This is a genomic window from Corynebacterium kroppenstedtii (genome assembly GCF_016894245.1).
Classification (GTDB): Bacteria; Actinomycetota; Actinomycetes; order Mycobacteriales; family Mycobacteriaceae; genus Corynebacterium.
The window spans coordinates 2,392,540-2,414,044 of record NZ_CP069792.1 but is presented as its reverse complement, the minus strand read 5'-3'; the positions used below and the strand labels follow the sequence as shown (position 1 = coordinate 2,414,044).

Below are 21,505 nucleotides of genomic sequence, written 5' to 3'. Positions count from 1 at the left end.
GCCCCACCCTGTGTTACCTGCGCGGTGTGTCCCGCCGTCGTGTCAGTCCTCGTCGGGGACGTAGATGGTGGTGTCCTCGTCGTGGTGCCGGGTTCTGATGTTCCGCGCCCGGAGTTCACGCATCCGCGGTTCTGGGTCAAGAGCGTTGGCTAATGCTTTCCTCCCCGCGTGGACGGCCGATTTGGCGACGGGGGAGTTGATCGCTGCCTCATAGCCTCGTCGAATCTGGTCGTAACGCTTCCGACCTGCCTTCGTGCCCATGACGTAGCCCGCTGTGGCACCGGCGATGAACGTAGTCAAACGCATGTGTTTTCTTTCGTGTGGTGTCTTCGGTTGGAATTAGAACTCTTCGTACTCGTCGGGGTCTTGGTCCTTCTCACGGCCGTCGGGCTTCGTGAGAGCATTGATCGCCTCGATCTCATCGCTCGTCAGCGTGACATGTAGGGAATCGAGGTTTTCTTTTTGACGTTTTTCCGACGCGGATTTCGGAATGGCGAGGCTCCCGATTGCCCGATGCCATGCAAGAACAACCTGGCCGACGGAAGCGTCATGGTTCTTCGCGATGGAAACAATGGTGTCTTCTTCAAAGACGGCGCCTCGGGCGAGGGGGCTCCACGCCTCTGTGATGATTCCGTGTTCCGCGTCATAGGCGCGGGTTTCAGCCTGGTTGAAGTACGGGTGTAGCTCGACTTGGTTAATGACGGGAAGTTCGCCGGTTTCCCGTTCGAGGGTGTCCAGGTGCTCCGGTGTGAAGTTGCATACACCGATGTTGCGGATAAGTCCGCGGTCCCGGGCTTCCATTAATGCTTTCCACGCCTCAACGTATTTGCCCTGCTTCGGATTTGGCCAGTGGATGAGGTACAGGTCGATGTAATCCAGCCCAGTGCGATATAGGGATTCCTCAATGGCGCTCAGTGCCTGGTCATGTTCGTGGTATCGGCCGGGAAGTTTACTGGTCACGGTGACGTCGCCGCGCGAGACAATTCCTTTATCAATGGCCGCGCGAATCCCCGCGCCGATGGTGCCTTCATTTTCGTAGTTGTAGGCAGAGTCGATGAGCCGATAGCCCATCGTGAGCGCAGTCTCAGTGGACTGCGCACCGCTTTTTCCCCAGAGCCGGTACGTACCAAATCCCAGCGCAGGAAGGGTGTACCGCTCGGTGGACAGAGTTGGAATTGATTGTTGGTTATTTGTCGCGGAGGAATCGGTCATAGGGCTAGTGTAACCACGCTCGCTGATGACCGGCCATGGGATAGCGGGGGATTCCGTGCCACAGCCGAGTCTCTCTCGGGCTACCGTCCGCTCGGAAGCCTTGCCATAGTCGGCACGATGTTTGTTTAACACGTTGTCCGGTTATTTATGGGGAACAAGGAGCAGCTAGTGTTGATAGCGAACTTAAATGCGTTTCTGTTCTACGTTTTCCGTGTCGCCACGTGCGAACCCGCGGTGGTTGCTCTTCTTTAGTGGCGACGCTTGCCTCGTGGCCATGAGGGTGGCGGGGTAGCAGTGTGTTGTGGTCGCGCTGTGTTTGCGTAGAGCTGGGACGGCTTTACCCGCTGGGAGGACTTCGTGGACTCTAAGGAGCCATCGTCTGCGTCGGACAGCCGCTTTGCTGGCCGAGCTGGTAGTGCGGACAGTGCGTATGACCCGCTGAAGGGTGATCCGTCAGGCGTGGATGACGTGTCGACGCCGGAAGAACGTAACGCGTCGGAAGAACGTAACGCGCCGGCGTTTCCGTTTCTCACGTTCGATCCAAGTTTAAAGGAATTGACCTCGTCGGGTGGTCGCCATCGGCGCCGTGAAGTCGATGTTCTCCGCCCCGAAGACGAGGTTTCTTTCATGGGGCATCCGCTGACTGGTGGCGGACAACGCCCGTGGCAGGATGAGTCGGTGCCCTCGGGCGCGGGGTACCCAGGGTTTCCCTCATCGCCGGCGGATGCGTCGGGCTATGGCGGCGAAATCCTTGAAGGCGAAGTTGTCGGCAGCGACGAGGCGGCAGGCGACGCGCCGGGCCGAGAGGATAACACTCCAGATGGCCAGGACCTATATACCCATCCCTCGGAAGATACGTTCGAACGTCCTGGAGTTGGGGGCGCGGACGCCCGCCCCGATGACCTTGTGAGCGGAGGCGTCGATAGTGATGACGTGTCTGTCGCCGACGTAACAGGGCCACAGTCCTCTGCAGTGAAGACAAAGCCTGCCGCAGCAAAGACAATAAACCCCTCCACGGCGAAGGCTAAATCCTCCGCAGCGAAAACGAAGCAGGCCGAATCGGGGAAGAAACCGACTGGTCGTCGTTACCCTCATGCGAAGTTTTGGTCCACGGTAGCGGGGTCTGTTGCCTCGCTCATGATGACGCTTGATATGACGATCGTCCTGGTGGCATTGCCGGACATTGGCGAAAGCCTCAAGTTGTCGTTGTCGGGCTCGCAGTGGATCGTCAACGCGTACACTCTGGCTTTCGCGGCGTTGTTGTTGGGCGTTGGTAGCCTGTCTGACCTCGTAGGACGCCGAGGCATCTTCATCGTGGGGCAGCTGATATTTGTCGCGGCGTCGGTCGGATGTATGACGGCCGATGCTGAAAATTGGATGATTGTGGCTCGCGCCATCCAGGGGGCTGGGGGTGCCATGGTCTTCGGATCCAGTTTGCCCCTTCTTTCCGATGTTTTCGGCCCTGGTGAGGAGAAACAGCGAACGAGTGCGGTGGCTGTTTTCATGGCGGCTGGTGCCGCTGCAGTGGCATTGGGACCACTTGTCGGTGGTGCCATTATTGAATTCTTTGACTGGCGGTGGATCTTCGCGATCAACATTCCAATTGGATTACTGATCATTGGTGGAACGTTGTTCGGCGTGCCGAAGGATGCACAGCAGTGGCGTCAGCAGGCTTTGGAAGAGAGAAAAGCGCATCTGTTGGCTGAGGGGTATGCCGAGGAGGTAGAGAAGCTCGAAAACCGGGAGGTTGAGGAGTCGGTTCCGCCGATCTCATGGTTAACCCTGATTGTCGCGTCTGTGTTCCTCTTTGCTTTGAATTACGCTCTCCTTACCGGCCCTGATGATGGGTGGACCGATGGCAAAGTCTTTATAGGCTTTGGTGTAAGCCTGGCGGGGTTAGTTATTTTGGTGTGGATGCAATTGGCCAAGGGGGACAAGGCCATGATCGATGTCCGCATGTTTACTATCCCCTCCTTTTCTGCGGTGACCATCGTTGCGTTCGCGGCCCGATTGTTTAGTTTCGGGATGATGCCGTACATCATTCTCTGGCTGTCGGGAGCAGTCGGTTTAACCTCTTTAGAGGTTGGTTACGTGACGACGGCACTAGCTATCCCGATTATTCTGTTCTCACCTGTGGCGATACAGCTGGGTAAGAGGATCAAAGTTTCTGCCATTCAGGCCTTGGGAATGATCATCATTGCAGCTGGCCTGCTCCTTGGCTTGAAGTTGAACTCTAACTCCGGCTGGGTTGACATCATTCCGATGTACATCGTGGTCGGCATTGGTACCGGATTGATGCTTCCGCACTTGATGGACGTTGCGGTCTCTGTTGTTGCTCCGCGTAAAACAGGTACCGCTACCGGTATTGCCAACACAGCTTTTCCCTTGGGGACTAGTTTCGGCGTGGCTATTTATGGTGCGATTATTACAGCGGCAACGTCCTCAGGGTTGAAAGCGGTGTCCTTTCCGACGGCATCGGTGATGAACACGCAAGCGGGTGCAGCACAGCAGATGCCACCGGGAGCCTCAGCGCCCGTGCCTCAGTTGCCACCGGGAGCGGTATTGTCGCCGGATAAATCGACTATCACGATGGATGCTCCGCAAAAGATTGTAGATTTAGCGTCGAGTGGGCAATTCTCGATTATTCGCCAGCATGCCCCAATGTTTGTCGACAAAGCTCTGGAATCCTACATCAACGGGTTACATAACGTGCTGATTATTGCCGCGGTTCTGGCTGCTGTCGGTGCTCTTGTCGCACTGATCTTTATTCGCGATAAAGATCGTTATGAAATTCGAATCCAAAAGGAGTTCTGAAGAACCACGTCACATTCTGCCAGACGTAGGGATTTAGCAAGCTTTATCAGACACGAACCTCCTTTTTAGGGTAATTTTCGTTACATTTCAATAACGAATCTGGAAATTATCTTTTTATGATTGTGGCCGTGATCTGATGTTGGTATACCTAGTCATATGGTTGATAGTGATATAATCCTGACCCCCGGTGAGCAACGTGTCTTTTCTCGTAAATTCCGATCAAGCCTGCTTTTGTTTTGGCTTCCCACAACGATGATTGTGACAAATCATCGTGTAGTGGTTAGGGACCATAAAACATTTTTAGGATTTATTCCTCTCGGTGGTCGGGAAGAATCAATTCCATTGAGTTCTATTTCTGAAGTTACCGCTTCGTGGAAAATTTATTTCCCACAGTTTTTACTCTTTGGGTTTATATGGTTCATCGAGACGGGTCTATATTATTTGTCCGTTGATCCGACTGAGTCTTTTGTTTTAACCGGAGCAGGTGCTGGGGTTTGGGCCCTTGTTTATTGGGTATCTATTGTACTAATTATTAATTCCTTACGATCAGGAATATATTTTATTGAAAATTACGGAGAAAAGACTTGTTTTACTATCACTCCAATACAGAAGTCTTTACTAAAAGAATTTAGTGATCGACTTACCGATTACATTCATCCTCATCCCGATGGAACAGGCTTCGGGCAGTCGCAATTCGACGGAGGGCAGCCGCAGGGATTTAACGCTCCTCAGGGGTTTGATGGTCAGCCTCAGCAGTTTGGCAACCAGCAGCGGGGATTTAATTCCTCGCAGGGTTTCGGTGGTCAGCCTCAGCAGTTTGGCAACCAGCAGCGGGGATTTAATTCCTCGCAGGGTTTCGGTGGTCAGCAACAGGGCTTTGGTGGTCAGCCTCAGCAGTTCGGCAACCAGCAGCGGGGATTTAATTCCTCGCAGGGTTTCGGTGGTCAGCAACAGGGCTTCGGCGGCTCGCAACAAGGTTTCTCGACAAGCAACCAGAGTGCGCAGAACTCGAATGGTTCTCAGTCGTTCAATGCTGGGCAGTCTTTCGGTGGAAACCGAGGTGAACAGAGTGCCAACCAGCAGGCCGGATCTGGTCAATTCAGTAACCCTAACCAATGGGGACAATCTTCACCACAAAGTAGTTCGAGCACGAGTTCTAGCCATTCCGTTTCAGAGGAATCTGAATCGACTCTTACGAATGAACACCCCGAAGATGGTGACTCGAATCTCAGTTCGAGGTATACCAACGAATCTGAAAAGAAGGATTCATCCCACGACTAGTTGATTATTTAAGGGGGACTATCGGTACATTGTGCGGTGTTCTTGGCTAATCGGTGTAATTCGGTGAAGAGTGTCTAATGAGCGACGCCAGATTTTGGCGCCGCTCATGATCTATTTAATATGGTCGCAGCGGCCGTGGGTTGAACTGAAAAACTAAACGTGCAGTTGCATTGCCTAGTTGATACGCCACGGTTCGAGTTGGTTAGTATTTCGCGAAAAAGCTAGCCTTTCCGCGAATTGTCGGTTTAGACCAAGATGTGGCCACCTTCAATTCTAAGAACTAGGCGCTAGAGCGCCTATATTGTTTCCACCCTCAGCTGCGAGGTGAAAATCTCACACCAATTTTATGAGGTGAAAACGTAGCCAGGCTCAGTGTAATTTCATTAACGAGAACTCTTTATACCTGTTTTCTTTAATTCCGCATCTTAGTGAGGCATTACACTTCTCGTAAACAGAAAACATGCATGTTGACGAGCCTGAAGAGTATTCTCAGTGTTCCGAGTCAAAGCGTGAATAGAGATCACTTTTTCTTTCCCTTCCAATCTTCCCCGAGAAACCGGATAATGAGCGTACCTCCTTTAAACTTATACTCGACAACATTCTCGCTACCAGCATTGTCTTTTTCTGCTTCGGTGAAAGCTTCGGAGCCGTTATAGTTATGTGCTTCTAGTGCTCGCTTAGGGCGATTTACCCTACCCGTTGCTGTATCGTCTTCGTTGACATCGCCGTACCTATCAACACTTCGAAGAGTGAAGTTTTGGTCGCTGACGTCGAGGATCATCGAACTAGCATCTATTGTGTCCTCGAGGTCGTCAGGGGTTTCAAACTCCCACTTCCCATTTGAGAGCTTGTCGTTTGATGAACACCCGGAGAGAGCTATTATGCCTGCCAGGGAAACACTGACGAGGGGGAGAATCCTTTTCCGCATTTGAACTACATGTCCTTCAGTAGAAGCCTGATAGCGTAGTGTTCGCGATTTTGGACTTCGACCACTTGCCGTTAAAAAATCTTATTAATCTTTCTTAACAGATTTGCGACAAAGCTAGCGGCACCTAACCGAACCTATGCTACGTGAGTTTTAGGTCTAACGTGGTTGGTTATTTTCCGGGTTGTTTGAGTAATTTCCCTGCGTCTGTTGCGGCTGGTTGTATCCGTTAGCAACTCCAGGATTCTGATAATTGGATGGGTTCTGTTGCTGGTTCCTTCCCTGTCCCGGCACGCTGAACTGTGACTGCGGGGCTTGGTTTTGTGGGTTGTAACCGACGTACTCGTTGAAACCATTGGAGAAGTTAGTCACTTCTGTATGCGCCAGAGCGGAGACATCGACTTCATCCTGACCGTCAAAGTTATCGATGACTACAAGCCGCGACCGATACGAATTAGCGACCAGAGCGAGTGATATAAGCATGCAGATCACCGAGAGAGTCATAATCAGCGGACTGACTTTTCCCTCCGGGTAATCACTGTAGTATTCGTCGATTCCTGGCTTCTTCGCATGAAAAGAGCTGATAAACCAGATCAAGCTAAGGGCAAAAAGGAACGCCGACGTAATTAAGTAGGTGAGATCAAACGTTTTCTTCGTCTCGGTATGAGATACCGATTTCAACTCGATGTTATTGAGTCGATTACCGGTGGGGATTAAACCGAACAGTAAACGGGGCCGGTTAATAGCAATGCGCTGATCGGTAACCGCTAACGTGGTTTTCTGCCAGAAGGTAATCAGCCTCGATGGAACCTTAGTAAGGTGGACGCCATTTTCGTTGGGGCGCAAAGAAACGTTGAGATCAGACATACTCTATTCTTATCACTTTTGCTAACTTCGTTCTATGGCTTTAGGGTACGGTACCCGCATTATGGTGGGCGTCGTATGGATGGATGAGGCGGCAACTTTATGGAACCGTGCTTAGCGGTTTGCGTGAATAAGCGCAGCTCAATCCAGTGATTTGCCTCTGCTGTGGTCTCTCTGTACAGTTCTATCTCGTTGCGGACGTCATCCGCAGATTCCCCCATAGCTCAATTGGCAGAGCATTCGACTGTTAATCGAAGGGTTACTGGTTCGAGTCCAGTTGGGGGAGCTTTTTCACATCCACGGGTCTGTGCTTGTCATGACCCGTGTTTTTATTTTTACCCGTGACCTGGTTAGTTCATTGTGTCGCTAATGTAGGGCAGGAAAACGGGTGAAGCGATAGCGGTATTCTCCAGATCGTTTGCTATCATCCTCACGGGGCTATAGCTCAGTAGGTTAGAGCCACGGACTCATAATCCGTTGGTCGCGGGTTCGAGCCCCGCTGGCCCCACATCATCCCTTGTCTATTCTCGTAGGCAAGGGATTTTTCGCATTCACATGGTTCAGATTGGTGAAAGACCATGGACATTGTCTCCGTCTACCGCATTATCGACTTAACCGGTGTCTTCATCAACGGCATCCTGGGAGGCGCCATTGCGCGTCGTCGAAAATTCGACGCTATCGGATTCGGCCTCCTCGCGATCTTATCGGGCCTCGGTGGCGGTTTACTCCGAGATACGCTCCTGCAAAATGGCCTCCCTGCTGCATTAAAGGAGCCCATCTACCTCGGCGTCGCATTATCAGGCGGACTCGTCGCCATGACAGTGTCGCTAGAGCGAGAACAATGGAACAGACTTCTCAAAGTTGGTGATGGCATCGTTCTTGGCGTTTGGGCAGTAACCGGAACAATAAAAGCCCTCAATGCCGGGTTATTGTGGCCCTCTGCAATGCTCCTTGGCATGATCACAGCAGTCGGCGGCGGGATGATCCGCGATATCACCATCGGCGTTGTTCCCGCCATTTTTGGCGGTAACACCCTCTATGCCACGTCGGCACTTCTCGGTAGCGGAATGATGGTGCTCTTCAATAGCTTCCAACTCCAAACCGTGGGCATGGTGGTCTCGGCGTCGTTTGCTTCCATCTTGTCCATCGTCGCCTATTTCAAAGGGTGGGGGCTGCCCAATAACCCCGATTGGGCACCAGTCACCATGACAGCAGGTCAACTCCGACGGCTCATGCTCACGCGCGCTATGGTTGAACCTGATGAACGATTGGCCCGTAAACAACGCCGCAAGCTCCGTCGACGGAAAGATGACGGGGGACCCCACCCGAGTGTTTGAGCTCGCTAGCGTCACCAAACTCCTGACTTCCCGCGCTGTGCTGGTCGCCGTGGAAGAGGGAGTTTGCGACCTGACAACACCGGTAGGCCCAGCGACGGTGGCGCACCTGCTCGCCCACGCTAGCGGCGTAGGGTTCGCCACGGTCGAACCTGAAAAAGCCCCAGAAACTCGGCGCATCTACTCCTCGGCTGGCTACGAGATCCTCGCGGACTACATCGAAAAAGAAACCGAGATCCCCTTCCCAGAGTATTTACAAGAAGCGGTATGCCAGCCGCTGGGAATGTCGCAGACCGAACTCTATGGATCAGCTGGCCACGGTGCGCGATCCACACTGCGCGACATGGACTTATTCGCCCAGGAAATGATGAAACCACAATTGGTGGCGGAACCCCACTATGAAGTGTGGTATCCAGACCTAGCCGGCGTCGTCCCCGGCTACGGGATGTTCAAACCGTGCCCGTGGGCTCTGGGGCCTGAAGTGAAGGGTAAGAAGGGGCTCCCACGCGAACGCGGAGGATCGGGCCGCGAACACTGGACCGGCACAGTATTGCCTCCGCACACCGTCGGGCATTTTGGGCAAAGCGGAACATTCCTGTGGACCGTCCCAGGTGAGCATTATGCAGTAGTCCTTACGGACCGAGACTTTGGCGATTGGGCTAAGCCATTGTGGAGCACATGGAATGATGAAAAAGCTCGGGAATTCGGATACGGCACGTAACTCATGGGCCATGAGCGGGTCTTTAGTGGGGGGAGAGGGGCACAAACGAGGACTTCACCGCCTGGCACCAACATTCACACTAGTTAACATGCGCAACATGCGTTATGACCTGCACTTATGTTGCAAACCCACACGGGGGATAAAGCGCTACTTGAGGTTGCGGCGTCGGGAATGTGTTCCGGAATATGGGGGAAAGCAAGCCGTCGGAGCTGGAGGGGAAGCCAGCTCACCGCGCTTCTTGGTGACAACCTAAGGAGAACGGTGATGATCTACGTCAACAACGGTGGGGCCGAATTGGTGCGTCAACTTTTGCGGACCGGAGAGCCCTTTTGCGTTATTGAATACGGAAAAAGCATGTGGAGGTTTACGCCGAGCCTAGGGCTGCATGTTGCAGATATTGATGAATTAGGGAACATTGTTCTGACAGAGCATCGCCTTCGCGCCATTCTCGCCGAGGCAACAACTCGTCAGGGCATCGACGCTGCCATCCGTAGCGCTTTAGGTGAAGCCTGGGATTACGCTCCAGAACTAGTGCCCGCTGTCAACGATGACGGTGTAGACGATAGCGCCAATAACGCAAACCCGGTTAACGTGGGTTCAGACCGTGGCCACGACGCAAAGCTAGTGCGTCAAACATGACAACCTCGTGACGTCGTTGCGGTTATGATTCCGTGATGGTGATGGTTAGGAATCGTGCTCCATAAAGTCGACCATATCCCTAATCGACGTGAACGAATCGATCTGCTTTTGGTCGACCCGCCGCCCCGAATGTTCCTCAATGCCCACGCCAATGTCGATCAGAGACAGGGAATCAAGGCTGAGACTATCCACGGTGGAGTCGAGAGTGATGTCGTCAGGGTCAACGTGTCCATATTTCGCCACAATGCTTTTGACCTCATGAAAAACGTCCACGAGGCCAGGCTACCAGGCAAGGAGCCTGACGCTGTGTCTCGTGGACTGTTAAAAGCGCGTGTCGTGGGATCGACCCGGTGGTTAGAGCCGACCCGAGGTGTTATGCCTTAGTGGGGTCGTCGATGTGTAGATCCTTCGCGGCTTGATCAGCCACCGAGACCTCAATCTTCCCTTCCCGGGCCAACCCAGCTAAGACAGCGACGACAATCGATTCCGCATCGGTATTGAAGTACCGGCGCGCAGCTGCACGAGTGTCAGAGAACCCGAACCCGTCACAGCCGAGCACGGTGTAATCGCCCGGCACCCACTTGCGGATCGTTTCACCAATTGTCGTATCGAAATCGGACGCAGCAACAAATGGCCCGCGGGCCCCGCTCAGCTGCTTTTCCAAGAATGCCTTGCCCACGTCCTTCGATGGGTGGCGCAGTTGCTCGCGATCATGGCGAACACCGTCGCGAGCTAATTCCGTCCATGACGTCACCGAGTAGATAGCCGCATCGACGTCGAACTTGTCGGCAAGGATATCGCGAGCTTTCAGAGCAGCCTGCATACCGATACCCGACGCCATGATGGTCGCATCTTTACCATCCTTGTATTGGTAAATGCCCTTGTGAACGCCCTCGACGTCGAGGTTCTCCGGCTCAGTGGGCTGGTGGATGGGCTCGTTGTAGCACGTGAGGTAGTAGATGACGTTTTCACCAGGGCAATCCCCGTACATGCGATCAATTCCGCGAGGAATAATATGCGCCAACTCGTAGGAGAATGCGCAGTCATAGGAGACAACAGACGGGTTCGTTGTTGCGAGCGTCAAGCTGTTGCCGTCCATGTGCTGGAGACCCTCGCCTGTCAAGGTTGTTCGTCCAGCTGTGGCTCCAATGAGGAATCCACGTGCCATTTGGTCTCCGGCTGCCCAGATGGAATCACCAGTACGTTGGAAACCGAACATGGAGTAGAAGATGTACAGCGGAATCATGGGTTCGCCATGAGTGGCGTACGACGTACCCGCCGCCTGGAACTCTGCAACCGATCCGGCCTCATCGATGCCCTCATGCATCATCTGTCCGTCGGTAGACTCGGTGTACGACAGCATCAAGTCGTGATCCACAGCCGTGTACCGCTGACCATGCGGGTTGTAAATCTTGTTCGTCGGGAACCATGAATCCAAACCGAATGTACGAGCCTCATCCGGAACAATCGGCACCACGCGGCGCTTAATTTCCTTGTCACGCATCAGCGCTTTCATGATGCGGACAATGGCCATCGTGGTAGCCACTTCCTGCTTGCCGGAATCCTTACGCATCTGCTTGAGCTTGTCCACACCAGGAACGGAGAGCGGCGTGAACGTGTTGCGTCGCTCCGGCAAGAAACCACCCAGCTCTTTCCTACGCTCCAGCATGTACTTGATCTCAGGAGCATCGGGACCGGGGTTGTAATACGGAGGCAGCTTGGGATCCTTCTCTAATTCCTCATCAGAGATCGGAATATCCTGCTTCGTCCGGAAGAGCTTGAGGTCGTCGAGGGTCAGCTTCTTCATCTGGTGGGTCGCGTTGCGCCCCTCGAAGTTGTGGCCCAGACCATAGCCTTTAATCGTGTGGGCCAGAATGACGGTCGGCCGGTCCTTCGTCGCCAGAGCACGCTGGTAGGCGGCAAAAATCTTGCGGTAGTCGTGACCGCCGCGGCGAAGATGCCAAATGTCCTCATCAGACATATTTTCGACGAGTTTCGCGGTGCGAGGATCGCGACCGAAGAAGTGCTCGCGGATGTATGCCCCGTCGTTGGCCTTGAACGTCTGGAAATCCCCGTCATGCGTGTTGTTCATGAGGTCAACCAGGGCGCCCTCTTTGTCGGCGGCGAAGAGCTTGTCCCACTCACGCCCCCACACGACCTTGATGACGGACCAGCCGGCACCGCGGAAGAAGGATTCCAATTCCTGGATAATCTTCGTGTTGCCGCGGACAGGGCCGTCGAGACGCTGCAAGTTACAGTTCACGACGAATGTGAGGTTATCCAGGTTGTTGAGCGATGCGATCTGCAGGAGGCCGCGTGATTCTGGCTCATCCATCTCGCCATCGCCGAGGAACGCCCATACGTGTTGCTGCGAGGTGTCCTTAATGCCACGGTTGAGGAGATAGCGGTTGAACCGCGCCTGGAAGATCGCCTCCATGGGGCCGAGGCCCATCGAGACTGTGGGGAATTCCCAGAAGTTGGGCATTCCGTGCGGGTGAGGATAGGAGGGGAGGCCACGGTGTTCGCGGGAGACTTCCTGGCGGAAGCCATCCATGTCCTCTTCGCTTAGTCGGCCCTCTAGGAATGCTCGGGCATACATCCCGGGCGACGCATGTCCTTGGAAAAATACTTGGTCCCCGCCGCCTGGATGGTCCTTGCCCTTGAAGAAGTGGTTAAACCCAACTTCGTAGAGAGGAGCAGCGCCCGCATACGTGGAAATGTGTCCTCCGACTCCAATGCCGGGGCGCTGGGCACGGTGAACCATGATCGCCGCATTCCACCGAATCCACCGACGATAGCGCTTCTCTATCTCCTCGTCGCCGGGGAACTCGGGCTCCATCGTCGTCGGAATAGTGTTGACATAGTCGGTCGATGTGAGGGAAGGGAGGGAAACGCGTTTCGCCGTCGCACGCTCAATCATGCGCAACATGATGTAGCGAGCGCGATCACTATCTGCGTTCTCCAGCATCCCGTCTAGGGACTCAAGCCATTCACGAGTTTCTTCGGGGTCGCTGTCATTGAGGTAGGACGCGACACCATCACGAATGAGGGCGAAATTGCTGTCTCGCGATGAATCGGGCGAGGTATCAGTCATCGACGTGTACTCCTGAACTTGTGGAATGTGGCCAAAACTCTTGGACAATGGCCAAAATCTTTATCTGAATCGATTCTACGCAGCGGCACTCTTTCCAGCAGAAATCAATCAATTTGGGTGGGGGTGGCCCCTTTATGTACGCCGGGAGTGTCATTCTGGGGGATTATGGGGGACTCCATGGGAGAGTCGATGAGATAATTTCACATAAAAACGGTAACCTCGCTAATAATTCAATCCATATTGTCAAGGAGGCACCAAACCGTGGGCGAGGCGGCCACGCGCGACAAAGACTTTGCTGATCGCATGGGCGTGACAAAAGGAAATATCATCCTGGAACTCGGGTGGGATGACGACTGCGATTCAGCAGTAAGCGAATCGCTTGAAGATGTCATAGGCGAACCTCTCTTGGATGACCCCGATACCGACGAAATTGTCGACGTTGTCTTGTTATGGTGGCGAGACGACGACGGAGACCTCGTTGATGGACTCGTGGATGCCACACGGGCACTAGCGGAAGACGGCCAAATCTGGTTGGTGACCCCAGGGGCAGGACAAGAAGGCACCGTTCCACCGGGGGATATCGCTGAAAATGCCCAATTGGCCGGGCTGGTGCAGACCTCCGCCTTGCGGTTGGGGGACTGGCAAGGGTCCTGCTTGGTTCAACGTGGGGCGCGTCGGAACTAAAGTAGGCACTGGTCTCAAGCAGTAAGGCCATCGAGTTTCCTGCTGCTTAAACCCCTATTCACGTGTCGACTTTCTGAGTTTGCGTCCCCCTTTTATAGGCGTAGAAAGTCCGATTTTCAGCGGTTTTCTCTTTCTACTGCGGCATATGCTAGCTTTGTCTACGGCCTAAGAGCAGCAATGCCGTGAGCCAGAAATGAATAAGCGCCTTTAGCTCAGCTGGAAGAGCAGCTGGTTTACACCCAGCAGGTCGGCGGTTCGAACCCGTCAGGGCGCACACTACAATAACGACCTCTATTCGCACAGCGGATAGAGGTTTTTGTCGTATGGCTCCTGTTTTACCCTCAGGCTGGGGTAGGAAAGCTGGCTGACACATGTACCGGACTCTATGTCGCTGTGGTCATCTGGGTACACTGCTTGTGGCCAACTGCCTCCCATTGCTCACGCGCTGACTGTTTATAAAGGGGTATTCTCCATGAATCACGAGCCCGGTCGACGTTTGGAGAATTCGACTTCAGGAACTAATGGCGAATGGGGATCCCTCTATCCCCCTCAAAACAATGACCCTAAGCCGCCAAAAAAGCGGAACCTTATGCCTATTGGCATAACAGTCGTCATAACTGTTGCCCTCGTCATTGGGGCTTCAATCATATGGATTGCGTTGAATAATGCCCATAAGAACAGCGGCCAAGACGAATCTGTCGCAGCAGCTAGCAGTGGAACACTGGAAAGTCAGTCAGAGTCACCGCCGAAGGTGAGCACCGCGAACCCCTCAACACCGTCCGCGTCTGATGGCGACAAAAAAGCTTCGCCCGACCGTTGTGATGAATCCAACTTGCTCAAAGACATACCGCACCTGGCGGATGAGCATGAAATAATTTATTGCTCGGGTGACTGGTTACTGTTCGGCGTACCTCGAACTGACGATGTGCGTTACTATCACTGGGCTAATGGTCACTGGTCCAAGTATGAACGAGACGGAGTTGCCGGAATTAGTGGATATGACTGTTTTTCTAGTTCAAGGTTAGACGCTGATCATGTTCCATCGGAGATACGATCTCGATTCTTAGAATGTACCCCGGATGAGACCACGAAGAGCAATAAGTCATCGTCGTCCGACAATGCTGATTCCAGTGGTTATATTTCGTCGGTAAATGTTTCTGGCCGGACTGTGCGTGCCTCGTCGCCGTCCTGTGACGGAAGAAATATCGTTATCAAGGATTCAATCGTTGATATAAACAAAGACGCAACAGCCGGAGATATTTCACGAGCACTCGCGGCCAACCCTGGTTCTGAATTTATGACTCCAGGACATTGTTCGTCATTACGTGGACAGCTCAATGGCGATGATATTTATCCTGTATATGAAGATTTCGGCTCCGATAGAAGCGCCATGTGCGAAGAAGCGAAGTCGAGAAGTAACTGGTATCCACGAACCCTCAACGATCGTGGTGACTTTAGCTCCCCGTGCTAGTCACATTGTGACAGCCCACCAAGGATGAAACGATGAGTGGAAACAATCAATGGAATGCCGGAAACGATCAGTGGGGTGTTGACGGTGGTGCCTCGAATCAGCAGGCATCTCAACAGGTTCCCGACCAGCCGAAAAAACGCTCACGTGCCATCCCCATTTTGTGGACTCTTCTGGCTCTGGTTGTGATCGCCGCGGTCGTTGTTATTACGGTGCAATTCATTAACAACCGTGCCAATAACAACACTTCTGCCGACGGTGGTGGGGCGTCGACAGAGTCTACGACCGCGCCGGCTGAAGATAGCCAAGAAACTAGCTCTACAGAAGAGGCTGACGATAGCGACAACGAGAGCGGCCCCTCTGTGAGCGAGCGGTGCACCATTGAGTACATGCATGAAACTGGTGTCGTCCCCGCTGAGCTTGACGATGTTGAAAAGTGTGACGGCACGTGGGCGGGAGCAATTCAGCACGGTTCGGATTGGCTTATCCCTCTGCATTGGACGGGGTCTAAATGGGAGGAATACTACCCGGATGAAGAAAATATCTATTCACCAATAGGTGGCCCGTGCTACAGCGATGAAAAAATGCAGCGCGATGGTGTTCCCGAAAATACGCAACGCCTGTTTGGCCGGTGTACGCCTGCGTCAGAAGCGAAAAAGCACCCGAACAATAATAATAGCGACGGAACCATCACCTCGGTGTCGGTTAACGGAAGCACTCGCTCCATTCGCAATGTCACCTGCAACGGTAATTATGTCTTGATCGTGCAATCCGTCACTGATCAACCGGGCGGGGACACCAAAGGTAAATTGCGGTCAGCGTTGGCTAGCAACTCTGACGCTTATTACACCTACCCCGGTGCCTGCCCATCATTGCGGAAAAAGGATTCGAACGGCAATCTGGTCTATCCCGTGTTAGTCGACTATGGGAACGATCTCGATGCTGTATGTGATGCCGCTTCCAAGACGAGTGGTGCTTTTCCCCGCCGGCTCAACAATGACGATAGTTATTCATCGCCATGCTAAGCCGTGGTGCACAATGGTACCGCACGAAGATGAGCCACGCGCGACGTAGTGACAGTAGCTGCAGCAGCGGATCGAAGTTCTTTCATCCTCAGTTCCTCCATCTCACCCCGGAACAGTATGGGCTAGTAGGAGGTTTTCTTGCCGACGCTATCGTCGGCGACCCAGCCTCCTATCACCCCGTCGCATTATTTGGACGCGCAGCGCAAGCCCTGGAGGAGAGAATTTATGCCGATTCCCGTCCCCGTGGCGTTGCGTTCGAAGCGGTGTCAATTGGCATCCCCGTACTTGCCACCACGGCGCTCGCCGGCCCTCGTCGCACCACACGGCACGCGATCGTGCTTGGCGTCGTCACATTCTTTAGCCTCGGCGGGACAAGTCTTGCCCGGACGGGTGGCCGAGTTGCCACGGCATTAGAGCAGTACCAATCCGGCATGACTACTATCGACGAGCCCCGCCAGTGGGTTCCTTGGTTGTGTTCCCGCGACCCGAACTCGCTCGAGGCCGATGGCATTGCCCGCGCTGCGGTAGAGTCTCTAGCTGAAAATACGTCTGATGCCAGCGTCGGAACCCTGATCTGGGGAGCGCTGGCGGGAGCTCCTGGAGTGGTGGCGCACCGGTGCATTAACACCCTCGATGCGATGGTGGGCTACAAGAGCGACCGATACATGAACTTCGGTTGGGCCGCTGCCAAGCTGGATGACCTGGCAAATTGGCCGATCGCGCGAGTGACAGCGCTCATCCACTCCGCCGTTGGCGGGCGGCGGTCGATCAAGGCGTGGCGGAAACAAAACCATCCCAGCCCTAACGCGGGAGTTGTGGAATCCACCGCCGCCGGTGCTTTGGGTGTGCAACTGGGCGGCGCCACGCAGTATTCCTATGGAGTTGAAATGCGCCCAGTCATGGGGGAGGGGCCTGCACCAACTATTGCCGACGTCAGACGCGCGGTCACGCTGTCACGCGGTGTTCAATACGCAGCTTTGGGTATCGCGCTTCTCCTTGTGCGGTGCACGGACCGGCGGTAAACCAGTCTTGAATAGGCGATGACAAGTAGCGCCTTTTAATCAGAAGCGCTCTTGGTCCTTCTTAAGACGTTGAGCGAAGGCGTTACGGCGTTTAGTTCCTCCGTAACGGGTATCGTACAAATCCTGCTGATAGGTCGGCTCTGGTTGTGAGTCGCGACCAGCCCTGTCCTCGTGGGCGCTGTCCTCGTCGGCGGTGTCATCGTCGGAGCTGGATGGTTTGTTCTGACGTCGCCGATCGGGAGGCGCGTCCTTCGACGGTGTTTCTCGGCTTTCCTCTGGGTCCACGCGCTTAAGGGAGCCGGCATCCTTCTGAGAATACGCACCCTCATCTGGTTCAGCATCGTCGTTGGATATCGCCGCGCTCTCCCCGGCATTGCGGTCGTCGTCAGCTGCCTCGTCGGTTGTCGGCGTGTCATTTGAGGTGATGTCTTCGTCACCCAGTGCACCGTATTCTTGCTCTTCTTCGCGGGCTTTGCGGCGTTCCCGAATCTCAGCCCACGCAAAGTAGCCCAGCCCGAGGGGAGCTAAAATTCCGAACGTAATCCACTGGATGCCATACGACAGGTAGGGACCAGAATCCAGTTGGGGAAGTGGGATAGCATTGAGCGTCCCAGGCTGATTGTCTTCGAGCTGGACATATCCGTGAACAAACTTTTCTTGGGGTATTTCTTTCTCGTACCAGGATGACGATAAGTTCGTGATCTCTGTGTAGCCATCGTCATGAGTTGTTTTCAGCTGCTCAGGAGCAGGTTCGTCCAAACGAACATAGCCTTGGATCGCCACCCTACCGCTGGGTGGAGGAGAAAACGACGGAATCCTGCTACCGGATTCGGGCCTAACATAGCCCCGGTTCACCATGATGACCGTGCCATCATCGGTACGGAACGGCGTCAAAATCTGGTATGCAGCATCAGAATTGACTGGGCGATTGCGCAGCACCAGCTCCTCGTCGGCCAGAAAAGAACCTTGGAATCTGACGCGTTTCCATTCGTTAGATTCGTCGATGGTACCGGTCGGAGCCGATGCTGTCTTCGTAATAACCTTCGACAGAGGCACGGGGTCCGCGTGGAACGCTTTTTCCAACCTGTGATTGGTTGCCTGCGTTCGCGAATTCTTCCCGAGTTGCCACGGCGCTAGAACTGTGAACGCCACATAGGCGAACGCGATCACCAGGATTGCGGTAATTACCCATCCTGGTTTGAGGAATGTTCGCCAACCCCGTTGAGCCATTCTTATCGGTCCGATCGATCCTCTAATTCACGTGTCACCCACGACAATAGCCCCGGCAGAGCAGACTCGATGGAGTGATAAACGTCAGTGAAATCCTCTTTCGTCCCGTAATAGGGATCCTGCAACGGTTCATGGCGTCCACCGGCGGGATCGAAGGAGCGAAGGAAACGAATCTTGTGTGATGGGGCACCATCATTTCTGAGCGCACGGCGATGCCCGTCGTCCATGACGATGAACAGGTTGGCGTCGGCGAATTGCGGGCCATATTGTTTTGCGCGATGCTCAGTCCCATCGAGCCCATGTTCACGGAGGGTTTCGACAGCACGATGGTCAGCGCCTTGTCCCACGTGCCAGCCACCCAGGCCGCACGATTCCACGCGCACTTGGTTGAGGAGTCCTTCGCGCTCGAGGGCATCACGCGCCATCACGTCAGCCATTGCCGAACGGCAAATGTTACCCGTGCATACGAAGACAATTTTTAAGGTTTCGGTACCTGTCACAGGTGATCCTTTCGTGGTGGTGTTGACGCCAACAATGGGAATATCCAAGGTACAGGCAGAGCCTATTGCCGACGCGACTATCTATCGTAGTGGTGGTGTGGGGCTCGCTGAAGTGTGGCATGGCATGAGCCGGGTAGCGGCCTGGGTACTGTGGTCACTGTGAATGACGTGATGAAGATTCATGGGGATCAAGCCGCGCGGGGTGCGGACCTTGATTTCGCGGTGAATGTTCGGCACCCTGCGCCACCGCCCTGGCTGCAGGAGGCTCTGGCGCATCGCTTGAGTGATCTCGGTGCGTACCCGTGGGAAGAGCAGGAAACGCGCGAGGTCATCGCTGATTTTCATGGGTGCGATCCGTCAGAAATCATGCTTCTTAACGGTGTGGCTGAGGGCTTTTCTTTGCTCCCCCAGATCCTTGACGGAGGTCGAGCTATCGCAGCAGAAGGTGCCGCTAGCCGACGGGTAGGGAGCATTCGCGCGGCTGTTGTGCATCCTTCGTTTACCGAGCCCGATATCGCACTGACCAGCGCCAATATTCCGGTCACGCGTGTTATTCGGTGGTCTCTTGCCGACGGTGACTGGCCCGGTGTGATTCCTACCGATGCGAATCTCGTGGTGATTGGTAATCCGACGAATCCAACGGGTGTTCTTCATCGTCGGGAGGATATTGAGCGGGTTGTGAGCCCCGGACGGATCGTTCTGGTGGATGAGGCGTTCATGGATATGGCCACGCTAGGGCCTAGTGATGACCTCGACAGTGCGCGTTCTGAGAGCCTGGATGAGTGTCCCGAGTCGCTTGTTCCGAACCGGCCGGCCGGGGTAGTGGTGGCCAGGTCGTTGACGAAGACTTTCTCGGTGGCGGGGCTTCGGTGCGGGTATGTCGTCGGTGACGTGGACGTGATAGAGAATCTTAGCCATGGGCGGCCGCCCTGGGCGGTGGGAACGTTGGCATTGGAAGCGATGTGTCAAGCGGTCAGCCCCCGTGGCATTGAGTGGTCTCGTCACGATAAAGAAGTGATGGTGCACAATCGGGTGGCGATGGTGGAAGCCTTAACCGTCGCGGGCTGGAGCGTCTATCCCTCCGCAGCGCCGTTCATGCTGGCCATTCCCCCGGAGCGGTATGGCCCGGCATCGCTGGAATCGACGCGTCATCTCACCCAGGAGCTTGCGGCACGGGGGATCGCGGTCCGGCGGACGGACACCTTCCCCGGACTCGACGGCACCGCGCTTCGGCTAGCTGTTCGGCCTCCGGGTGAGGTGGCGCAACTGATTGACGCTGTGCAGTACATTCAAAGGAGTCATCGGGTGTAGGTGTGTCACCGTCGGGAATAAGTACCTCGCCGTCAAAAACCAATCGAGCACATCCACGACGTGTTAACGACTCAGACATGTCCTAGCCTCATGTCACAATAGGAATATGACTACAGTCGCTGTTTTTCGTCAGACTATGGACGCTGCATTTCCCCCGGCCCTGGCAGAAGAGTGGGATCGTGTGGGCCTCATTTGCGGGGATCCGTCCGCGAATGTATCTCGCGTCGCGGTCGCGCTGGAGGCCACGGATACCGTCGTCGATCAAGCCATCGGACAAGGCGCGGATATGCTCATTGTCCATCACCCTCTGTTGTTGAGGGGCACACATTCCGTCGCGACAGACGATCCGAAGGGTCGGTTACTCCACCGGCTGATTAAACATGATTGTGCGTTATTTGCCGCTCACACCAATGCCGACGCCGCTCGGGGTGGTGTCAATGATATTTTGGCAGATCTTGTGGGCGTGACAGAGACGACACCGCTCAACCCCATTAAGACGACATTGCACAAGTGGGGCGTGATGGTCCCCGCCGACGATGTTGAGAAGGTGAAAGACGCGGTATTCGCCGCGGGTGCGGGGAAGATAGGCCAGTACTCCCACTGCAGTTTCGAGAGTGAGGGCAAGGGCCAATTCTTGCCGGAGGACGGTTCCCACCCGGCATTGGGCAGCGTCGGAACGGTGGAGCATGTCACCGAGGTGAGAGTGGAATTTGTTGCCCGCCCGAACATTGACGACGACATTATCGACGCTATTGTTCGCGCCCATCCGTACGAAGAGCCCGCTTTTGATTGCGTAACCATGACTGGTGGTGTGCTTGGCGGGATCGGACGCGTCGGGAAACTCACCAGCCCAACAACCCTGAAGGAGTTCACTCAACGAGTGGCGGATGCGCTTCCAGAAACCGTGGAGGGCGTCCGAGCAGCTGGCGATCCTGATACGCGCATCGAAACAGTGGCGTTGTGTTCGGGAGCGGGTGACAGTTTCTTGGACCAAGCGCGGGCAGCGGGTGCTGATGCGTATGTGACCTCGGATCTCCGCCACCATCCTGCCGATGAGCATCTCCGTCGCGGAAAACCTGTTCTGGTGGACACAGCGCATTGGGCCAGCGAGTTTCCGTGGTGTGGTTCTGTTGCCACCATGATGCGTGAGCAGTTGGGTGTGCCCGCCGAGGTGATCGAGGTGAGGACGGATCCTTGGACAGTCCACGCCTCAAAAAAGTCGTAGAACAAAAAGCAGTAGAACGAGTCCGTACAACGCAGTGGGGTGGCGTCGAGCACCACACGAAAGGGCCGTTTGCTGGTTTACTAGACATCAGTGTTCCAGATCAGTGGGTATAGAACTAGTTTTAGAGATATAACTGCTAGTGCTGGCGCACCTAGC

Annotated in this window: 19 protein-coding genes and 3 tRNA genes; 14 read left to right on the top strand and 8 right to left on the bottom strand. The window is 54.6% G+C overall.

Annotation, left to right across the window (positions count from 1 at the left end; genetic code table 11):
- Positions 1-42: 42 nt before the first annotated feature.
- Together I6J23_RS10325 and I6J23_RS10320 are read right to left on the bottom strand one after the other, a co-directional pair.
- Entirely contained in the window at positions 43-300 is a 258-nt protein-coding gene (locus tag I6J23_RS10325; protein WP_204583077.1) for a hypothetical protein, read from the bottom strand.
- A gap of 39 nt (positions 301-339) precedes the next feature.
- Positions 340-1,212 carry an aldo/keto reductase gene (locus I6J23_RS10320; protein ID WP_236881636.1) on the bottom strand — a complete coding sequence of 291 codons (873 nt, stop codon included), beginning with the start codon at positions 1,210-1,212 and terminating at the stop codon, positions 340-342.
- Between the two features lie 357 nt (positions 1,213-1,569).
- Here I6J23_RS10320 and I6J23_RS10315 point away from each other — a divergent pair, with 357 nt between their 5' ends.
- Both I6J23_RS10315 and I6J23_RS10310 read left to right on the top strand, forming a co-directional pair.
- Positions 1,570-4,026 carry an MFS transporter gene (locus I6J23_RS10315; RefSeq protein ID WP_239454916.1) on the top strand — a complete coding sequence of 819 codons (2,457 nt, stop codon included), beginning with the start codon at positions 1,570-1,572 and terminating at the stop codon, positions 4,024-4,026.
- A gap of 156 nt (positions 4,027-4,182) precedes the next feature.
- Positions 4,183-5,307: a hypothetical protein gene (locus I6J23_RS10310; protein ID WP_204581987.1), complete on the top strand. Its 1,125-nt coding sequence runs from the start codon at positions 4,183-4,185 to the stop codon at positions 5,305-5,307.
- 520 nt (positions 5,308-5,827) lie between these two features.
- On the opposite strand, the gene I6J23_RS10305 is transcribed toward I6J23_RS10310, so the two are convergent.
- Together I6J23_RS10305 and I6J23_RS10300 are read right to left on the bottom strand one after the other, a co-directional pair.
- Entirely contained in the window at positions 5,828-6,235 is a 408-nt protein-coding gene (locus I6J23_RS10305) for a hypothetical protein (RefSeq protein ID WP_204581986.1), read from the bottom strand.
- Positions 6,236-6,391: 156 nt separating this feature from the next.
- Positions 6,392-7,099, bottom strand: coding sequence for a hypothetical protein (locus I6J23_RS10300; protein ID WP_204581985.1), 708 nt, complete (start codon positions 7,097-7,099; stop codon positions 6,392-6,394).
- A 210-nt stretch (positions 7,100-7,309) separates the two neighbouring features.
- Here I6J23_RS10300 and I6J23_RS10295 point away from each other — a divergent pair.
- The 5 genes from I6J23_RS10295 to I6J23_RS10275 all read left to right on the top strand — a co-directional run bounded on the left by I6J23_RS10295 (position 7,310) and on the right by I6J23_RS10275 (position 9,790).
- Positions 7,310-7,382, top strand: a tRNA-Asn gene (locus I6J23_RS10295).
- Between the two features lie 148 nt (positions 7,383-7,530).
- Positions 7,531-7,604 (top strand) — tRNA-Ile (locus I6J23_RS10290).
- 70 nt (positions 7,605-7,674) lie between these two features.
- On the top strand, positions 7,675-8,433 hold the full coding sequence (locus tag I6J23_RS10285) for a trimeric intracellular cation channel family protein (protein WP_204581984.1): 759 nt from the start codon (positions 7,675-7,677) through the stop codon (positions 8,431-8,433).
- A complete protein-coding gene (locus I6J23_RS10280; RefSeq protein ID WP_204581983.1) occupies positions 8,357-9,151 on the top strand; it encodes a serine hydrolase domain-containing protein in 795 nt (264 codons plus the stop codon). The genes I6J23_RS10285 and I6J23_RS10280 overlap by 77 nt, the downstream gene beginning before the upstream one ends.
- A 117-nt stretch (positions 9,152-9,268) precedes the next feature.
- Positions 9,269-9,790, top strand: coding sequence for a DUF3145 family protein (locus tag I6J23_RS10275; protein ID WP_204581982.1), 522 nt, complete (start codon positions 9,269-9,271; stop codon positions 9,788-9,790).
- Positions 9,791-9,835: 45 nt separating this feature from the next.
- Here I6J23_RS10275 and I6J23_RS10270 read toward each other — a convergent pair whose 3' ends face one another.
- A complete protein-coding gene (locus tag I6J23_RS10270; RefSeq protein ID WP_204581981.1) occupies positions 9,836-10,063 on the bottom strand; it encodes a phosphopantetheine-binding protein in 228 nt (75 codons plus the stop codon).
- A gap of 100 nt (positions 10,064-10,163) precedes the next feature.
- On the bottom strand, positions 10,164-12,884 hold the full coding sequence (aceE, locus tag I6J23_RS10265; RefSeq protein ID WP_204581980.1) for a pyruvate dehydrogenase (acetyl-transferring), homodimeric type: 2,721 nt from the start codon (positions 12,882-12,884) through the stop codon (positions 10,164-10,166).
- Positions 12,885-13,187: 303 nt separating this feature from the next.
- On the opposite strand from aceE, the gene I6J23_RS10260 reads away from it, so the two are divergent.
- The 5 genes from I6J23_RS10260 (at position 13,188) to I6J23_RS10240 (ending at position 17,083) form a co-directional block, all read left to right on the top strand.
- A complete protein-coding gene (locus tag I6J23_RS10260; RefSeq protein WP_239455069.1) occupies positions 13,188-13,568 on the top strand; it encodes a DUF3052 domain-containing protein in 381 nt (126 codons plus the stop codon).
- Positions 13,569-13,769: 201 nt separating this feature from the next.
- A tRNA-Val gene (locus I6J23_RS10255) sits at positions 13,770-13,842 on the top strand.
- A 198-nt stretch (positions 13,843-14,040) separates the two neighbouring features.
- Positions 14,041-15,039 carry a hypothetical protein gene (locus I6J23_RS10250; RefSeq protein WP_204581978.1) on the top strand — a complete coding sequence of 333 codons (999 nt, stop codon included), beginning with the start codon at positions 14,041-14,043 and terminating at the stop codon, positions 15,037-15,039.
- Positions 15,040-15,071: 32 nt separating this feature from the next.
- Positions 15,072-16,061: a hypothetical protein gene (locus tag I6J23_RS10245; RefSeq protein WP_204581977.1), complete on the top strand. Its 990-nt coding sequence runs from the start codon at positions 15,072-15,074 to the stop codon at positions 16,059-16,061.
- Positions 16,062-16,090: 29 nt separating this feature from the next.
- Positions 16,091-17,083, top strand: a complete 993-nt coding sequence (locus tag I6J23_RS10240; RefSeq protein WP_204581976.1) for a CobD/CbiB family cobalamin biosynthesis protein — start codon at positions 16,091-16,093, stop codon at positions 17,081-17,083.
- A gap of 39 nt (positions 17,084-17,122) precedes the next feature.
- On the opposite strand, the gene I6J23_RS10235 is transcribed toward I6J23_RS10240, so the two are convergent.
- Positions 17,123-18,313, bottom strand: a complete 1,191-nt coding sequence (locus I6J23_RS10235) for an SURF1 family cytochrome oxidase biogenesis protein (RefSeq protein ID WP_204581975.1) — start codon at positions 18,311-18,313, stop codon at positions 17,123-17,125.
- A 2-nt stretch (positions 18,314-18,315) separates the two neighbouring features.
- Positions 18,316-18,813 carry a low molecular weight protein-tyrosine-phosphatase gene (locus tag I6J23_RS10230; protein ID WP_204581974.1) on the bottom strand — a complete coding sequence of 166 codons (498 nt, stop codon included), beginning with the start codon at positions 18,811-18,813 and terminating at the stop codon, positions 18,316-18,318.
- 171 nt (positions 18,814-18,984) lie between these two features.
- On the opposite strand from I6J23_RS10230, the gene cobC reads away from it, so the two are divergent.
- Complete coding sequence (gene cobC, locus I6J23_RS10225) at positions 18,985-20,124, top strand: Rv2231c family pyridoxal phosphate-dependent protein CobC (RefSeq protein WP_204583074.1); 1,140 nt, start codon at positions 18,985-18,987, stop codon at positions 20,122-20,124.
- Between the two features lie 106 nt (positions 20,125-20,230).
- Positions 20,231-21,349 carry a Nif3-like dinuclear metal center hexameric protein gene (locus I6J23_RS10220; protein WP_204581973.1) on the top strand — a complete coding sequence of 373 codons (1,119 nt, stop codon included), beginning with the start codon at positions 20,231-20,233 and terminating at the stop codon, positions 21,347-21,349.
- Positions 21,350-21,505 lie beyond the last annotated feature (156 nt).

What these genes read in the sequence shown, in the direction of transcription:
- I6J23_RS10320 (WP_236881636.1), bottom strand. Translation starts at nt 1,212, where the DNA reads ATGACCGATTCCTCCGCGACAAATAACCAACAATCAATTCCAACTCTG.
- I6J23_RS10310 (WP_204581987.1), top strand. Translation starts at nt 4,183, where the DNA reads ATGGTTGATAGTGATATAATCCTGACCCCCGGTGAGCAACGTGTCTTT.
- I6J23_RS10305 (WP_204581986.1), bottom strand. Translation starts at nt 6,235, where the DNA reads ATGCGGAAAAGGATTCTCCCCCTCGTCAGTGTTTCCCTGGCAGGCATA.
- I6J23_RS10300 (WP_204581985.1), bottom strand. Translation starts at nt 7,099, where the DNA reads ATGTCTGATCTCAACGTTTCTTTGCGCCCCAACGAAAATGGCGTCCAC.
- I6J23_RS10285 (WP_204581984.1), top strand. Translation starts at nt 7,675, where the DNA reads ATGGACATTGTCTCCGTCTACCGCATTATCGACTTAACCGGTGTCTTC.
- I6J23_RS10280 (WP_204581983.1), top strand. Translation starts at nt 8,357, where the DNA reads ATGAACGATTGGCCCGTAAACAACGCCGCAAGCTCCGTCGACGGAAAG.
- I6J23_RS10275 (WP_204581982.1), top strand. Translation starts at nt 9,269, where the DNA reads ATGTTGCAAACCCACACGGGGGATAAAGCGCTACTTGAGGTTGCGGCG.
- aceE (WP_204581980.1), bottom strand. Translation starts at nt 12,884, where the DNA reads ATGACTGATACCTCGCCCGATTCATCGCGAGACAGCAATTTCGCCCTC.
- I6J23_RS10260 (WP_239455069.1), top strand. Translation starts at nt 13,188, where the DNA reads ATGGGCGTGACAAAAGGAAATATCATCCTGGAACTCGGGTGGGATGAC.
- I6J23_RS10250 (WP_204581978.1), top strand. Translation starts at nt 14,041, where the DNA reads ATGAATCACGAGCCCGGTCGACGTTTGGAGAATTCGACTTCAGGAACT.
- I6J23_RS10245 (WP_204581977.1), top strand. Translation starts at nt 15,072, where the DNA reads ATGAGTGGAAACAATCAATGGAATGCCGGAAACGATCAGTGGGGTGTT.
- I6J23_RS10240 (WP_204581976.1), top strand. Translation starts at nt 16,091, where the DNA reads ATGAGCCACGCGCGACGTAGTGACAGTAGCTGCAGCAGCGGATCGAAG.
- I6J23_RS10235 (WP_204581975.1), bottom strand. Translation starts at nt 18,313, where the DNA reads ATGGCTCAACGGGGTTGGCGAACATTCCTCAAACCAGGATGGGTAATT.
- cobC (WP_204583074.1), top strand. Translation starts at nt 18,985, where the DNA reads ATGAAGATTCATGGGGATCAAGCCGCGCGGGGTGCGGACCTTGATTTC.
- I6J23_RS10220 (WP_204581973.1), top strand. Translation starts at nt 20,231, where the DNA reads ATGACTACAGTCGCTGTTTTTCGTCAGACTATGGACGCTGCATTTCCC.